The 15,879-nt window shown below is 72.1% G+C and carries 11 protein-coding genes; 2 read left to right on the plus strand and 9 right to left on the minus strand.

What is annotated here, in order from left to right; genetic code table 11:
* Nucleotides 1-634 precede the first annotated feature (634 nt).
* Nucleotides 635-1,960 carry a hypothetical protein gene (locus ACWDBB_RS25850; protein ID WP_392878342.1) on the plus strand — a complete coding sequence of 442 codons (1,326 nt, stop codon included), beginning with the start codon at nt 635-637 and terminating at the stop codon, nt 1,958-1,960.
* Between the two features lie 210 nt (nt 1,961-2,170).
* Here the strand turns inward: ACWDBB_RS25850 and ACWDBB_RS25855 are convergent, their stop codons facing one another.
* From ACWDBB_RS25855 to ACWDBB_RS25895, 9 genes are all read right to left on the minus strand, one after another.
* A complete protein-coding gene (locus ACWDBB_RS25855; RefSeq protein WP_392913973.1) occupies nt 2,171-3,049 on the minus strand; it encodes a CDP-alcohol phosphatidyltransferase family protein in 879 nt (292 codons plus the stop codon).
* Nucleotides 3,036-3,728, minus strand: a complete 693-nt coding sequence (locus ACWDBB_RS25860) for a phosphatidylserine decarboxylase (RefSeq protein WP_402405705.1) — start codon at nt 3,726-3,728, stop codon at nt 3,036-3,038. Before ACWDBB_RS25860 ends, ACWDBB_RS25855 begins: the two co-directional genes overlap by 14 nt.
* Before the next feature lie 488 nt (nt 3,729-4,216).
* On the minus strand, nt 4,217-5,419 hold the full coding sequence (locus ACWDBB_RS25865) for an acyl-CoA dehydrogenase family protein (RefSeq protein WP_392913972.1): 1,203 nt from the start codon (nt 5,417-5,419) through the stop codon (nt 4,217-4,219).
* Nucleotides 5,420-5,657: 238 nt separating this feature from the next.
* Entirely contained in the window at nt 5,658-6,161 is a 504-nt protein-coding gene (locus tag ACWDBB_RS25870) for a MaoC family dehydratase (protein ID WP_449791867.1), read from the minus strand.
* Between the two features lie 11 nt (nt 6,162-6,172).
* Nucleotides 6,173-7,135 carry an HpcH/HpaI aldolase/citrate lyase family protein gene (locus ACWDBB_RS25875; RefSeq protein ID WP_392878332.1) on the minus strand — a complete coding sequence of 321 codons (963 nt, stop codon included), beginning with the start codon at nt 7,133-7,135 and terminating at the stop codon, nt 6,173-6,175.
* A 42-nt stretch (nt 7,136-7,177) separates the two neighbouring features.
* The gene (locus ACWDBB_RS25880; RefSeq protein WP_449791868.1) at nt 7,178-9,208 is read right to left on the minus strand and encodes a protein meaA; all 2,031 of its coding nucleotides are present in this window, start codon (nt 9,206-9,208) and stop codon (nt 7,178-7,180) included.
* Nucleotides 9,208-10,545, minus strand: a complete 1,338-nt coding sequence (ccrA, locus tag ACWDBB_RS25885; RefSeq protein WP_449791869.1) for a crotonyl-CoA carboxylase/reductase — start codon at nt 10,543-10,545, stop codon at nt 9,208-9,210. The genes ACWDBB_RS25880 and ccrA overlap by 1 nt, the downstream gene beginning before the upstream one ends.
* 368 nt (nt 10,546-10,913) lie before the next feature.
* Nucleotides 10,914-11,837, minus strand: a complete 924-nt coding sequence (locus ACWDBB_RS25890; RefSeq protein ID WP_449791870.1) for a TetR family transcriptional regulator — start codon at nt 11,835-11,837, stop codon at nt 10,914-10,916.
* Nucleotides 11,838-12,094: 257 nt separating this feature from the next.
* Nucleotides 12,095-13,870, minus strand: a complete 1,776-nt coding sequence (locus tag ACWDBB_RS25895; protein WP_449791871.1) for a 3-hydroxyacyl-CoA dehydrogenase family protein — start codon at nt 13,868-13,870, stop codon at nt 12,095-12,097.
* A 542-nt stretch (nt 13,871-14,412) separates the two neighbouring features.
* On the opposite strand from ACWDBB_RS25895, the gene ACWDBB_RS25900 reads away from it, so the two are divergent.
* Nucleotides 14,413-15,876: a glutamine synthetase gene (locus ACWDBB_RS25900; RefSeq protein WP_449791872.1), complete on the plus strand. Its 1,464-nt coding sequence runs from the start codon at nt 14,413-14,415 to the stop codon at nt 15,874-15,876.
* Nucleotides 15,877-15,879 lie beyond the last annotated feature (3 nt).

Below are 15,879 nucleotides of genomic sequence, written 5' to 3' on the forward strand. Positions count from 1 at the left end.
AACCGCCGCCCCACCCGCATCCACACACTCTGCACCCAACACGCCATCCCAGCGGCGGCCTGACCAGATCAAATACTTCGCCAGCAGAGTCGCCCGTCCGACTTCTCGTGCAGCACGATCCCCCAACCCCCGCCAGCCATCCGTCCGGATTCGGGCTGGACAGCCCGGCCGGAAGTCGGGGGGAGGGGATTGCCGGTGCGAAATCCGGCACGTCGTCAGGGGCAATAGTTGGTCCGATCCCTTACCCCCCACCCGTACGCACGGTGACCGGCCGAGTATTCCCGGCAACCGAGGCGCCTGGGATGGCATGGGCAGGCCATACGTTTCCGGCCAGGCGGTTTGCCGCTGTTGCCCGATCTTGCGGAGGTGCCGCCGCCGCTCGCCCTGTCGTACGGACAACCGGATGTGACAGAAGGCCGGTACAAGGGGAAGACTGCTCGACGTGACGTCTCGGAACCCGCGCGACCGTGATGCCCCGCTCCCGCCGACGATCGGTACCGGTGCGACGGTGACCCGTCTCCCCGGAACGGCCCAACGGCCCGCCGGTGGCAGGCCGGGTGGGGCGGGTGTCCCCCGTAACGGAGTACCCCGGCGACGGGGGCCGGCTCCGGCTCCCGGGCGGGGTCGGGTTCCCGTGCCGGAGGGCTTCCCGGCACCCGCCGAGCTGGCGCCGCTGGCCCGCCGGATGCTGGTGGACGCCGTTCGGGTCGCCCGCTGGGCCGGCGAGCTGGCCGAGGTCGACAAGCGCGGCGAGCTGCTCCCCGAGGATGCCCGTGCGGCGGGCCGGGCGCTGGCCATGACGGTCGGCGCCGCCGCCAAGGCATGGGGGCAGGCGCTGCTGGTGGGTCTGGTCGAGGCCCGGGACGGCGGAGCCGGCCCCGGCTGGCGCCTGCACGCCTGGGAGCACGACGACGAGGCCGTGGTGCGCGGCTGGTCGGCGCTGTTCGACGCCTGGACCCTGCTCGCCCCGGTGCCGCCCGCCGCGCTGCGCGGCGTGTTCGCCGTACTCGCCGGGCAGGCCGTGGACCAGGCTCCGCAGCTGCTCTCCTTCCTGCACCTGGTGGACGGCCCGGTCGCCGAGAGCGAGCTGCTGGAGCTGCTGCGCCGCGGGCTGGACGAGCGCCGGGTCGGCGCGGGCCTCGGCGGGCCGGGCCTGTCGCCGGTGCCGCACGCGGCCTCGGCCGTCTCCGCCGTCCGCGGCACCTGCCGCGCGCCGCAGATCGACACCCCGGCCGCGCCCTCGGACGTGGCCGCCGTCCTGGACTGGATGCTGGACGGCCTGGCGGCGGTCGGCGCCCTGGTGCGCAGGAACGATGCCGCGGAGCTGTCGCCGCTCGGCCACTGGGCGGTGCGGGCCAAGCTGGAGGAGATCTGCACGGTCGCCCAGACCGCGGCCGGGCACATCGAGCAGAGCGCCTTCGAACTGCTGAACGCCTGCGCCGACTACTCGCCGGGCCCGGCCCGCGCCGAGTTCCGCGCCTGGGTCGCGGCCCGTCCGGCGGACCGCGCGGTGGGCGAGCTGCTGGAGGCCGCCCGGGGCGACGACGCGCTGGTGCGCGGCCTGGCCTTCGAGGCGCTGCGGGTGGCCGGAGGGCCGGCCGAGCAGGCGGTGCGTGCGGCCGTGGACGCGCCGGTGCTGCGCCCCTACGCGCTGCTGTGGCTGGCGGAGCGCGCGGACGAGGGCGTCTCCCCGGCGGATGTGCTGGGCGCGGAGGACGCGGCCTGGCTCTGGGTGGACACCGCGGCCGCGGTGCTCGACCACGGGGAGACCGAGTTGCTGGTGGGCCACGTCGAGGGCGCCTCGGCGGGCGACCCGGTGCGGCTGTTCGCCCGGGCCCGGCAGTCCGGGCATCCGCGGGCGGCCTCGGTGCTGACGGCGGTCTCGGGCGTGCACCCGGACCCGGGCGTGGCCCGGGCGGCCCGTCGTTCGGCGTTCAGCGTGCACACCGGTGGCGCCTGATTTTTATGACATTTGAGATGGAGTTCGTCGTCCCCGGCGACGGCGGCTCCGTCGTGCACTGACCGCGCCTCCGTCGTTCACGTCGCCGTCAGTACCGACCGTGTGTTGGGCGCCCGCACCCGAGGCGGTCGAGTGTCGTGAAAAGTCATAAGAGTCAGGGCCCGGAACCTGTTGGTTCCGGGCCCTGACTCTTATGACTTTTGCGGGGAATCAGCCGATCCGAGACTCAGCCCGCCGAGCGCGGACGTCGCCGACCTTCTGCCCCACCTTGCGGCGGATGACCAGCAGCGGCGCCATCGCGGCGAGCGTGATCTGGGCGAACGCCCCGACGTGCATCAGGTTGTCGCCACCGGGCAGCCCGGTGGCCCAGGCGGCCAGGCAGCCGATGGAGACCACGATCCAGCAGAGCGTGGCGGTGGCCAGCAGCCCCTGCGGCTTCGGGTACTCGATCCGGCTGACCATCAGGTACGCGGCGCCGAAGATGGCGAGCAGACCGGGCAGGAACGGCGGGTCGAGCAGCACGATGGCGATCACCGTCATCGCGCCCATCGGGCAGGGCATGCCCTGGAACACCCCTGGCCGCATCTTGACGGCCGAGAAGCGGGCCAGCCGCAGGACCACCGCGAGCAGCACCGTGATCGCGATGAGCGCCGACAGCTTGGTGTTGGACCCCTGGGAGACCATGCCCCAGACCGCGACGAAGTAGGCCGGCGCGATGCCGAAGCTGATCAGGTCCGCCAGGTTGTCCAGTTCCGCTCCGAGGGCGGAGGAGCGCAGCTTGCGCGCCACCAGGCCGTCGAAGAGGTCGCACATCGAGCCGATCAGCAGCAGCGTCACCGCGGTGGCGGCGCTGTGCCGGTCCGGAGCGGCGTCCGGGTTGGTGATGTGGGGGACCAGGACCCCGGTGGTGATCGAGTAGATCGCCAGGAAGCCGCAGACGGCGTTCCCCAGGGTCAGGAAGTCGGCGGTGGACAGGTGCTGAGGAGAGCGCGGGGCGCGCAGCTCGCGGTCGCGCGCCCAGCGGCGGCGCCGCAGGGCCGTCTCCTCGTCGTCCAGGCCGACGATTGTTTCAGGATCAGTCACGGTCAAGGCGCGTCACCCCGGCTGTGGTCTTCTGGCCGACCTCGACGCCGACCTCGACGCCGGCCGGCAGGTAGGTGTCGACCCGGGACCCGAACCGGATCAGGCCGATCCGGTCGCCCTGCTCGACCTTGGTTCCGGCGTCCACGTACGGCACGATGCGGCGGGCCACGGCCCCCGCGATCTGGACCATCTCGATGTCGCCGAGCTCGGTGTCGAAGTGCCAGACGACCCGCTCGTTCTGGTCGCTGTCCTTGTTGAACGCGGGGACGAAGCCGCCCGCGACGTGCTCGACCGACGTCACCGTGCCCGGCAGGGGCGCGCGGTTGACGTGGACGTTCAGCGGGCTCATGAAGATCGCGACCCGGGTGCGACCGTCCGGCCAGGCGTCGATGCTCTGCACCACGCCGTCGGCGGGGGAGATCACTCTGCCCGTGCCGACCTCACGCTCGGGGTCGCGGAAGAACCACAGCATGCCCGCGCTGAGCGCGCAGGCGGGTACCGCCGCCAGGGCCCACTTGCCGCTGCGCCGGGTGAGGGCGGTGGTCACGGCGGCCGTGGCGAGGGTGGGGACGAACCAGGGGGTGGCTCCGCGCGCGATGGTCACGCGGGGTCGCCGACCGGCCGTCGGGGCTGCGAGGGCATCGCGGTCCGTGACGGAGGTGTGAGGGGACGGGCTGATGGGCATCGAAGACCTTTGTCGCGGGGGATCATGGCCGCTGGACGGGGGCCACCGCGGGATCGGTAATAGAGGGACGGCTTGCTGTCCCGGTGGATGCTATCGGGAGCACACGGTGGGTGGGCAACCCGCCTGCTCGTTCATGTGTCCGGTGGCGGCGCGTATGCGCGTCCACCCCTACGACCGTAGCTCGACCCGGTCCGGTTCCCAAGGGACCCGACGGGGCTGGTGACTCTTGTCTCAACGGGTACGCCGACGGAACCCGTCGGGCGAAACGGCCGTAGCGGCCGGAAGCGGGTGTGCGGAAGCGGCCGCAGGGCGTGTCGTTGCAGCTGTACGCCCTGCGGCCGCTTCGGGAGGGCCGTGCCGGACCCAGGCGGACCAGGCCGGGCCCGTGACGGGGCACGGCGCTCCGCCGGGACGGGCCCGCACGCCCGTCGACCGGCGGCTCGAGGGACCGCCCGGCGACGTGGTCCGTCGGGCGGGCGGCCCGGGGATCAGTCGGCGATCCGGTACTCCTCGAGGAGCCGGCGTCCGACGATCATCTTCTGGATCTCCGCAGTACCTTCACCGATGAGCAGCATCGGGGCCTCGCGGTAGAGGCGCTCGATCTCGTACTCCTTGGAGAAGCCGTAGCCGCCGTGGATGCGGAAGGCGTCCTCGACGACCTCCTTGCAGTACTCGGAGGCGAGGTACTTGGCCATGCCGGCCTCGAGGTCGTTGCGCTCGCCGCTGTCCTTCTTTCGGGCGGCCATGACCATCATCTGGTGGGCGGCCTCGACCTTGGTGGCCATCTCGGCGAGCTTGAACTGGATCGCCTGGTGCTCGGCGATCTTCTTGCCGAAGGTGGAGCGCTGCTGGGCGTAGGAGATGCCGAGTTCGAAGGCGCGGCGGGCGACGCCGCAGCCGCGGGCGGCGACGTTGACGCGGCCGACCTCGACGCCGTCCATCATCTGGTAGAAGCCGCGGCCCGGGACGCCGCCGAGGATGCGGTCGGCCGGGATGCGGACGTCCTGGAGGACCAGCTCGGTGGTGTCGACGCCCTTGTAGCCCATCTTCTCGATCTTGCCGGGCACGGTCAGGCCAGGAACCTTGGGGTTCGGCCCGAAACCGGCCTCCTTCTCGATCAGGAAGGTGGTCATGTTCTTGTACGGGGTGTTGCCGCCCTCGTCGGTCTTGCAGAGGACCGCGACGAGGGTGGAGGTGCCGCCGTTGGTGAGCCACATCTTCTGGCCGTTGAGGACGTAGAAGTCCCCGTCCTTGACGCCCTTGGTGGAGATGGCCGAAACGTCGGAGCCGAGGCCCGGCTCGGACATCGAGAAGGCGCCCCGGATCTCGCCGGCCGCCATCTTCGGCAGGAAGTAGTCCTTCTGCTCCTGGGTGCCGTGGGCGTTGATCATGTGCGCCACGATGAAGTGGGTGTTCACGATGCCGGAGACGGACATCCAGCCGCGGGCGATCTCCTCGACCACCAGGGCGTAGGTGAGCAGCGACTCGCCGAGGCCGCCGTACTCCTCGGGGATGGTGAGGCCGAACAGGCCGAGCTGCTTCATCCCCTCGACGATGGCGGTCGGGTACTCGTCCTTGTGCTCCAGCTCGGTCGCGACCGGAATGATCTCCTTGTCGACGAAATCCCGCACGGTGGCGAGGATGTCCCGCTGGATCTCGGTGAGGCCGTCGGTCTGTGCGAGGCGTCCCATCGTGCGGCTCCGAAAGGTCTGAGGGTCTGCGGAAAGTCGGGGAATCCCGGGGGGGGGGATTGCGGGGGCCCTGCCGGCGTGGCTGCGGCAGCAGGGCCCCCGTACCGGGTGGGGCGCGGCCGATGACGGCGGCCTGCCCGTCCGGGGTCTCTCGAGGGGCCCGCCCCGGAAGGAGGGCTCCCTATAAAGGGGAGAGGGGGACCAAAGGGGAGAGGTGGACCTGGGAAGGGCGAGCGGCTCAGGCGAGCGGGGTCGGACGGCCGGGCTGCTCGCCGCCGCGCTCCTTGGCGTACGTCTCGGTCGGCACCATCACCTTGCGGCGGAAGATGCAGACGACCGTGCCGTCCTGCTTGTACCCCTTGGTCTCGACGTACACGATGCCGCGGTCGTCCTTGGACTTGGACGGCCACTTGTCGAGCACGGTGGTCTCGCCGTAGATGGTGTCGCCGTGGAAGGTCGGCGCGACGTGGCGCAGCGACTCGATCTCCAGGTTGGCGATCGCCTTGCCTGAGACGTCCGGGACGGACATGCCGAGCAGCAGCGAGTAGATGTAGTTGCCCACCACGACGTTCTTGCCGAAGTCCGTCGTCTTCTCCGCATAGTTGGTGTCCATGTGGAGCGGGTGGTGGTTCATGGTGAGCAGGCAGAAGAGGTGGTCGTCGTACTCGGTGACCGTCTTGCCGGGCCAGTGCTTGTAGACCGCGCCGACCTCGAACTCCTCGTAGGTGCGTCCGAACTGCATGGCGTGGGCCCTCAGCTTTCCGGGATCTCGAACTTGGTGGTGCGCTGCATGCCCGCGGCGCGGCCCTTGCCGGCGATGACGAGCGCCATCTTGCGGCTGGCCTCGTCGATCATCTCGTCGCCGAGCATCGCGGAGCCCTTGGCGCCGCCCGCCTCGGAGGTGCAGTAGTCGTACGCGTCGAGGATCAGCTCGGCGTGGTCGTAGTCCTCCTGGGCGGGCGAGTAGATCTCGTTCGCGGCGGAGACCTGGTCCGGGTGGAGCACCCACTTGCCGTCGAAGCCGAGGGCGGCCGAGCGGCGGGCGACCTCGCGGTAACCCTCCTGGTTGCGGATCTGGAGGTACGGGCCGTCGATCGCCTGGAGGTCGTTGGCGCGGGCGGCCATCAGGATGCGCATCAGGATGTAGTGGTAGGCGTCGGCACCGTAGCCGGGCGGCTGCTCGCCGACGACCAGCGACTTCATGTTGATGGAGGCCATGAAGTCGGCGGGGCCGAAGATGATGGTCTCCAGCCGGGGCGAGGCCTCGGCGATGGCGTCGACGTTGATCAGGCCCTTGGCGTTCTCGATCTGCGCCTCGATGCCGATGCGGCCGACCTCGAAGCCCATGGTCTTCTCGATCTGGGTGAGCAGCAGGTCGAGCGCCTTGACCTGCTCGGCGTCCTGCACCTTGGGCAGCATGATGCAGTCGAGGTTGGTGCCGGCACCCTCGACGACGGTGATCACGTCGCGGTAGGTCCAGTGCGTGGTCCAGTCGTTCACCCGCACGACGCGGGTCTTGCCGCCCCAGTCGCCGTTGTTGAGTGCGTCGACGATGTTGTGGCGCGCGCTCTCCTTGACCAGGGGGGCGCAGGCGTCCTCCAGGTCGAGGAAGACCTGGTCGGCCGGCAGGCCCTGGGCCTTCTCCAGGAAGCGCGGGTTGCTGCCGGGCACCGCGAGGCAGGAGCGGCGCGGGCGCAGACGGTTGACTGCAGTCATAAGAATCGAGGGTTCCTTCCCAGTGGTCAGCTGGTCAGCTGGTCAGTTCGTGGCCGCGGTCGGTGCGGGCGTCCACGGCTGGAGCTTGTTGGCCAGCCGGATCTCGTCCACGATCCGGCCGATGATGGTCGTGATGCCGAAGTCCTTCGGGGTGAACACGGCGGCGACGCCGGCGGCCTTGAGGGCCTCGCCGTCCGCTGCCGGGATGATGCCACCCACGATCACCGGGACATCCTCCACCCCGGCGCGGCGCAGCCGCGTCAGCACGTCGGGCACCAGCTCGCTGTGCGCGCCGGAGAGGATGGACAGGCCCACGCAGTGCACGTCCTCCGCGACGGCGGCGGAGACGATCTGCTCCGGGGTCAGCCGGATGCCCTGGTAGACCACCTCGAACCCGGCGTCGCGGGCCCGGACGGCGATCTGCTCGGCGCCGTTGGAGTGCCCGTCCAGGCCGGGCTTGCCGACCAGCAGGCGCAGCTTGCCGGCGCCCAGTTCCGCGGCGGTCGCGGCGACCGCGGCGCGGACCTGCTCCAGCTCGCCGCCCGGCTCGGCGGCCACCGCGACGGGGGCGCCGCCGACGCCGGTGGGCGCGCGGTACTCGCCGAACACCTCGCGCAGGGCGAAGGCCCACTCGCCGGTGGTGACGCCGGCCCGGGCGCAGGAGAGCGTGGCCGGCATCAGGTTGGCCTCGGTGGCGGCGACGGTCTTGAGCTCGGCCAGCGACTCCTGGACGGCGGCCTCGTCGCGCTCGGCGCGCCAGGCCTCCAGGGCGGCGAGCACGGACTGCTCGGAGGCCGGGTCGACCACCATGATCGCGCTGTCGAGGTCGGCGGTGAGCGGGCTCGGCTCGGTGGTGTCGAAGCAGTTCACCCCGACGATCTTGTCCTCGCCGGACTCGATCCGGGCCCGGCGGGCGGCGTGCGAGGCGACCAGGTTGGACTTCAGGTAGCCGGACTCGACGGCGGGAATCACCCCGCCCATCTCCAGCACCTTGGCGATCTCGGCCTCGGCGCCGGCCAGCAGCTCCTCGGTCTTGGCCTCGACCACCTCGGAGCCGTTGAAGATGTCGCCGTACTCCAGGAGGTCCGACTCGTACGCCAGCACCTGCTGGATGCGCAGCGACCACTGCTGGTCCCAGGGCCTGGGCAGGCCGAGCGCCTCGTTCCAGGCGGGCAGCTGGACGGCCCGGGCGCGGGCGTCCTTGGAGAGGGTGACGGCCAGCATCTCCAGGACGATCCGCTGGACGTTGTTCTCCGGCTGGGCCTCGGTCAGACCGAGCGAGTTGACCTGGACGCCGTAGCGGAAGCGGCGCTGCTTGGGGTCGGTGACGCCGTAGCGTTCCAGGGTGACCTTCTCCCACAGCCGGGCGAAGGCGCGCATCTTGCACATCTCCTCGACGAAGCGCACCCCGGCGTTCACGAAGAAGGAGATCCGGGCGACCACCTCGCCCATCCGCTCGGCCGGCACCTGGCCGGAGTCGCGCACCGCGTCGAGCACCGAGATGGCGGTGCACATCGCGTAGGCGATCTCCTGGACGGGCGTGGCGCCGGCCTCCTGCAGGTGGTAGCTGCAGATGTTGATCGGGTTCCACTTGGGGATGTTGCCGACCGTGTAGGCGATCATGTCGGTGATCAGCCGCACCGACGGGCCGGGCGGGAAGACGTGCGTCCCGCGCGACAGGTACTCCTTGACGATGTCGTTCTGGGTGGTGCCGGTGAGCGTGGCGATGTCCGCGCCCTGCTCCTCGGCGACCACCTGGTAGAGCGCCAGCAGCCACATCGCGGTGGCGTTGATCGTCATGGACGTGTTGGTCCGTTCGAGCGGGATGCCGTCGAACAGGGTGCGCATGTCGCCGACGTGGCCCACCGGGACGCCGACCCGGCCGACCTCGCCGCGGGCGAGGACGTGGTCGGAGTCGTAGCCGGTCTGGGTCGGCAGGTCGAAGGCGACGGACAGGCCGGTCTGGCCCTTCGCCAGGTTCCGCCGGTAGAGGGCGTTGGAGTCGCTCGCGGTGGAGTGGCCGGCGTAGGTGCGCATCAGCCAGGGGCGGTCGCGCTTCTGGGGCTCGGTCATCAGACGTTCCTGAAGCGGTTGATGGCGGGCAGGTGCTTCTCCCGCAGCTCGTGGTCGGTCACGCCCAGGCCCTCCTCGGGGGACAGGCAGAGCACGCCGACCTTGCCCTGGTGCTTGTTGTGGTGCACGTCCAGGGCGGCCTGGCCGGTCTCCTCCAGGGAGTAGACCTTGGAGAGGGTCGGGTGGATCCTGCCCTTGGCGATCAGGCGGTTGGCCTCGAAGGCCTCGCGGTAGTTGGCGAAGTGCGAGCCGACGATCCGCTTGAGCGACATCCACAGGTACCGGTTGTCGTACTGGTGCATGTAGCCGGAGGTGGAGGCGCAGGTGACGATGGTGCCACCCTTGCGGGTGACGTACACCGAGGCGCCGAAGGTCTCCCGGCCCGGGTGCTCGAAGACGATGTCCACGTCCTCGCCGCCGGTGAACTCGCGGATCTTCGAGCCCAGGCGCTTCCACTCGCGCGGGTCCTGGGTGTTCTCGTCCTTCCAGAACCGGTAGCCCTCGGCGGAGCGGTCGATGATCGCCTCAGCGCCCATGGCGCGGCAGATCTCGGCCTTCTGGTCGCTGGAGACCACGCAGATCGGGGTGGCGCCGCCGGCCAGCGCGTACTGGGTGGCGTACGAGCCGAGGCCGCCGCTGGCGCCCCAGATCAGCACGTTGTCGCCCTGCTTCATGCCGGCGCCGTTGCGCGAGACCAGCTGGCGGTAGGCGGTGGAGTTGACCAGGCCCGGGGAGGCGGCCTCCTCCCAGGTGAGGTGCCTGGGCTTGGGCAGCAGCTGGTTGGTCTTCACCAGGGCCAGCTGGGCCAGGCCGCCGAAGTTGGTCTCGAAGCCCCAGATGCGCTGTTCCGGGTCCATCATCGTGTCGTTGTGGCCGTCCGCGGACTCCAGCTCGACCGAGAGGCAGTGCGCGACGACCTCGTCGCCCGGCTTCCAGGCGTTGACCCCGGCGCCGGTGCGCAGCACCACGCCGGCGAGGTCGGAGCCGACGACGTGGTACGGCAGGTCGTGGCGCTTCGTCAGCGGCGACAGCCGGCCGTAGCGCTCCAGGAAGCCGAAGGTGGAGACCGGTTCGAAGATCGAGCTCCAGACGGTGTTGTAGTTCACCGCGCTGGCCATGACGGCGACCAGCGCCTCGCCGGGGCCCAGCTCGGGCAGGGCCACCTCGTCGAGGTGAAGGGACTTGCGGGGGTCCTTGTCGCGGCTTTCGAGGCCCGCGAACATCTGCTCCTCGTCCTTGTGGAGCGTCACCGCTCGGTAGGACTCGGGGAGCTTGATCGCCGCGAAGTCCGCCGACGTGCTGTCGGTGCTGAGGATCGCGTCGAGGATTTCCTGCATGGCTGCCTCCGAAGGCGTACCTGTGTGAGGGGCACAGGGCGTCTGGGGGAGCCGGGAGCGGACACCGGCTTCGCTGAGGTGGGTGGTGGGCGGGTCAGGCTGGGCGCCCGGGTGGACCGGGCCGTGCTGGCTCTGCTCCCGGGGTGTGGGAACGCCGGACGACGGCGCGCCGAGGTGGGGAGCCGCGGCGCCGCGACCGGTGAGTAACAAGGTAGTGGCACCCTGTGCCACTCGTAAAGACACCGGGTGTCACGAATTCGGGCGGCCTTCGGGGCTGCGTGACGCGCGTTGAGCGGGCATGCGAAGGGCCCGCGCCGATCGGTCGGCGCGGGCCCGATGTAGAGCTCTGACCTGCGTGAATACTGCGTCTACGACTCCTGGGCGCCACTCAGTGCGGCCCGGATGCTGTCCACCACGACGTCCAGTGGAGCGTCCGTCCGGGCGACTGTGATGAGTACCTCACCCCCGGGGCTGGCACTCAGTGCGCTCTGTGCCCCGGCGTCCCCGGGGGTCCCATTGGCACCCGGTGCCACCAGCGAGCCCCGGCGTCTGGCACCCGGTGCGCTGGAGGCCCAGAAGGTCCGCCGGATCACCTCGAAGGAGTGGTCCAGCTGCGCCTCCACGTCGCCCCGGCCGCCGGCCCGCAGCCAGCGCCGCAGCACGTGGTTGTGCGCCGCGACCACTGCCGCCGCCGAGACCTCGGCCAGCATCGAGTCGTCCTCGCCGCCCCGCTGCCAGCCGGTCGGGATGGACTCACCGGTGTCGAAGCGCCCCAGCAGGTAGCGGGTGAACAGCCGCTCGTAGCGGGCCACCACGGCGATCTCCCGCTCGCGCAGCGCCGGGACCTGACGGATCAGCTGGTACCGCGCCACCGACACCCCCGGGGTGGAGGCGTACATCCGCAGCACCTCCTTGATGCCGCGGCAGACCACGTCCAGCGGGTGCTCCTCCGGCTCCGCGCTGGCCAGCAGGTCGGCGACCCGGACCAGGGTGTCGTCGTGGTCCGGGAAGATCGCCTCCTCCTTGGACCGGAAGTACCGGAAGAAGGTGCGCCGGGCCACCCCGGCGGCGGCCGCGATCTGGTCGACCGTGGTCTCCTCGTAGCCCTGCGAGGCGAACAGCTCCATCGCCGCCGTGGCCAGGTCCTGGCGCATCTGCTGGCGCTGCGCCGCCGCCCGGCGGCTGCCCGGCCCGCCCTCCGGTCCGGTGCCCCCGGTCGAGGGAGCGGTCCGGTCGGTGCCGCCGTGCGGCCCGGTGGGGTGCTGCGGGGAGGTTGACTGAACCCGATCCATGTCCGGAACGCTACACGGCCCGGACGGCGCGGCCGCGGCCCTTCCCCGTCGCACCGGTGCGACCGGGCCGGTCACGGCCGGGCGGGGCCAGCGCGAGGACACCGTCCCGGGGCTCCAACCGGGGCGCGCGGACGCCGCGGAGGGCGTGGCGGCCGCGGATGCGTGCGGCTGCGCCCCGTACGGCTGCGCGGCGAGCGGTCCGGCCGGCGGGGCCCCGTACGGCGTCTCGTACGGGCCGCCCCCGGCCTGCGGCGTGGTCACCGGCGCGCGTGGTCGCGGAAGCCGCGGCCGGTCTTGCGGCCCAGGCAGCCCGCCGCGACCAGGTGCTCCAGCAGGGGCGCGGCGGCCAGGCCGGGTTCGCGGAACTCCTGGTGCAGCACCCGCTCGATGGTCAGCGAGACGTCCAGGCCCACCACGTCCAGCAGCTCGAACGGGCCCATCGGGTAGCCGCAGCCGAGCTTCATCGCGGTGTCGATGTCGTCCACCGTCGCGTAGTGCTCCTGGAGCATCCGCACCGCGTCGTTCAGGTAGGGGAAGAGCAGCGCGTTGACGATGAAGCCGGCCCGGTCGCCGCACTCCACCGGGTGCTTGCGGACCCCGGCGGTCAGCTCCAGCACGGTCGCGGTGACGTCCGGCGCGGTCAGCACGGTGGAGACCACCTCGACCAGCTTCATCGCCGGGGCCGGGTTGAAGAAGTGCATGCCGATCACGTCCTGCGGCCGCGAGGTGGCGGTCGCGCAGCTGATCACCGGCAGCGAGGAGGTGGTGGTGGCGAGCACCGCGCCCGGCCTGACGATCTTGTCCAGGGTGGCGAACAGCTCCCGCTTGACCGCCAGGTCCTCGGCGACCGCCTCGACCACCAGGTCCACCTCGGCCAGCTCCGCGTACTGCCCGACCGGGGTGACCAGCGCCAGCGCGGCGTCCCGCGCCTCGGCGGACAGCCGGCCCTTGGCCACCGAACGCTCCAGCGACTTCGCCAGCTGCGCCTTGGCCGCCTCGGCCTTCTCCTGGCTGCGCGCCGCCAGCAGCACCGGGTGCCCGGCCTTGGCGAACACCTCGGCGATCCCGGTGGCCATCGTCCCCGAGCCGCAGACGCCGACGGTGCGCACCTGCCGCCCCGGCACCCCGGGCCTGGCCGGCCCGGTCGCCGCGTCCACCGCCCGGGAGGAGCCCGGCGCCTCGTAGGTGTAGAAGCCGCGGCCTGTCTTGCGACCCAGCAACCCGGCCGCGACCAGCTGGCCGAGGATCGGGGCGGGCGCGTGCAGACGGTCCCTGGACTGCTCGTACATCGCCTCCAGCACGGTGCGCGCGGTGTCGATGCCGATCAGGTCGAGCAGCGCCAGCGGGCCCATTGGCAGGCCGCAGCCGAGCCGCATCGCGGCGTCGATGTCCTCCCGCGAGGCGTACTTGGACTCGAACATCGCGGCGGCCTGGTTCAGGTAGGCGAACAGCAGGCCGTTCACCACGAAGCCGGCCCGGTCGCCGGCTGCCACCGGCTCCTTGCCGAGGTCGCGGGCGAACTCGGCGGCGTCCTCGGCGGTCCGCGGGGAGGTCAGCACCGTACGGACCACCTCGACCAGCTTCATCCCGTGCACCGGGTTGAAGAAGTGCAGGCCGAGCACCCGCTCGGGACGGGCGGTCGCCGCGGCGATCCTGGTCACCGACAGCGCGGTGGTGCCGGTGGCCAGCACCGTGTCCTCGGGGCAGATCCGGTCCAGCTCGGCGAAGACCTCCCGCTTCAGCTCCAGTTGCTCGGGTACCTCCTCGATCACCAGGTCCGCCCCGGCGGCGGCCGCCAGCTCGTGGCCGACCGAGATCCGGGCCAGCAGCCCGGCGCGCTCCTCGGCGGTCAGCCGCTCCCGGGCCACCGCGTGCGCGGTGGCCTCCTCGATCCGGGCCAGCGCCCGGGCGGCCGAATCCTCGGTGGCCTCGATGCCGATCACCCGGCGGCCGCTCTTGGCGACCGCCACCGCGACGCCGGCACCCATCGTGCCGAGGCCGACGACGGCGACAGTGGGGAAGGGACGCTCCATCTGTCCTGACTCCTAGTCATGAAGGGCGCGCGCGTGCTCCGACGGGCACGCCGCCGGGCCGGTACGCCGGGGCGGCCGCCGCCGGAGGAGGGTCCACGCGCGGGGCTGGGGAGATGACGGGGGCGGCGCATCGGGGCAGCGGCCGGTCCGCTCCGGCCGAACTGCGGATGTGCCGTGGTGCTCAGGCGCTCGAAGGTGAAGGAAGCGGCTCTGAATACGAGGAGAACCCGGCCTGCCGCGGTCCGCGGCACCGGCCGGTGAAAGCGCACCGCGCGGGCGCCGGAGAAGCGGCGACCACAACCTGCCGCCGGTGCGGCTCCCGAAGCCCGGCGGTGGTGCGTGTCCGGCCACTGTAGCGAAGCTACTCGTGAGTAGGAAGGGGGTGTGGGCGGAAAACCCGTCGGAGTCGCCAAACCCGCCGGAGCCGTGGGGGAACCGGCTGCCAGGCTCGCCCCGAACGGGTGAACGGGTGAACACGGCTGCCAACGGGACCACCCGATAGGGGAGTTACCGGACCCCGGTCGGCGGGGCAGCATGAGGACATGACCGCCCGAACCGCCGCCGCCGGCCCCACCGCGCCCGGCCCCGCCGAGCCGCCCGCCACGGCCGAACGGCTCGCTGCCGCCGCCGCGGCGGCCGTCGCGCTGCCGCCGCGCGACGAGCGGGCGGAGCACGCCGAGGCGGCCGCCGACCGGCTGCGCACCGACGCCGTCGAGGCGGTGGCCGTCACCTGGGTGGACAACGCCGGCATCACCCGGGTCAAGGCCGTGCCCCTCGGCGGCCTGGTGCACGCCGCGCAGTGGGGCGTCGGCACCGCGCCCTGCTTCGACGTGTTCCTCGCCGACGACACGATCACCACCAGTCCGATCATCGGCGGCCCCACCGGGGACCTCAGGCTCTACCCGGACCTCGACCGGATCGTCCCGCTGGCCGCCCAGCCCGGCTGGGCCTGGGCCCCGGGGGACAGGTACACCCAGGCCGGCACCCCGCACCCCGGTTGCCAGCGGCTGTTCGCCCGCCGGGCCAGGGCCGTGGCGGCCGCGCGCGGCCTGAGCCTCAAGGCGGGGATCGAGGTGGAGTGGACGGTCGCCCTGGCCGGCACCCCGCAGGAGGACCCGCAGTACCCGACGCACGGCCCGGCGTACGGGATGCACCGCCTCACCGACCTCTCCGACTACCTGCGCGACGTGCTGCGCGCCCTCGGCCGGCAGGGGCTGAGCGTCCTCCAGATCCACCCCGAGTACTCCCCGGGCCAGTTCGAGGTCTCGGTCGCCCCCGAGGACCCGGTCGCCGCCGCCGACACCTCCGTCCTGGTCCGGCACACCGTCCGGGCCGTCTCCGCCAGGCACGGGCTGCGGGCCTCCTTCGCCCCGGTGGTCGAGACCGGCGGCGTCGGCAACGGCGGGCACCTGCACCTCAGCATCTGGCGCGACGGGCACAACCTCGGCCACGGCGGCCCCGGCCCGCACGGCCTGACCGCCGAGGCCGAGGGCTTCCTCGCCGGGGTGCTCGACGCGCTGCCCGAACTGCTGGTGCTGGGCTGCTCCAGCCCCGCCGGGTACCTGCGGCTGGTGCCCTCGCACTGGGCCGGCGCCTACCAGTGCTGGGGCCTGGAGAACCGGGAGGCCGCGCTGCGCCTGGTGACGGGCTCCGCCGGAGAGCGGTCCGCCGCCGCGAACGCCGAGGTCAAGTGCTTCGACGCGAGCGCCAACCCGTACCTGGCGGTCGGCGGGGTGATCGCGGCCGGCCTCGCCGGGCTGGACCAGCGCCGCGCGCTGCCACCGGAGTTCACCGGGGACCCGGCGGCCGCCGAGCCCGGCATGGTGCCGAGGCTGCCGACGAGCCCGGCCGAGGCGATCGCCGCCTACGAGCACTCCGCGGTGCTGCGCGAGGCGCTCGGCGAGCCGCTCTACCAGGCGGTGCTGGCGGTGCGCCGGGCGGAGCGGGAGCAGTACGCGGCCGCCACGCCGGAGGAACTGGTCGCGGCCACCCGCTGGCGGTACTGAGGG

The organism is Kitasatospora sp. NPDC001095, assembly GCF_053598615.1.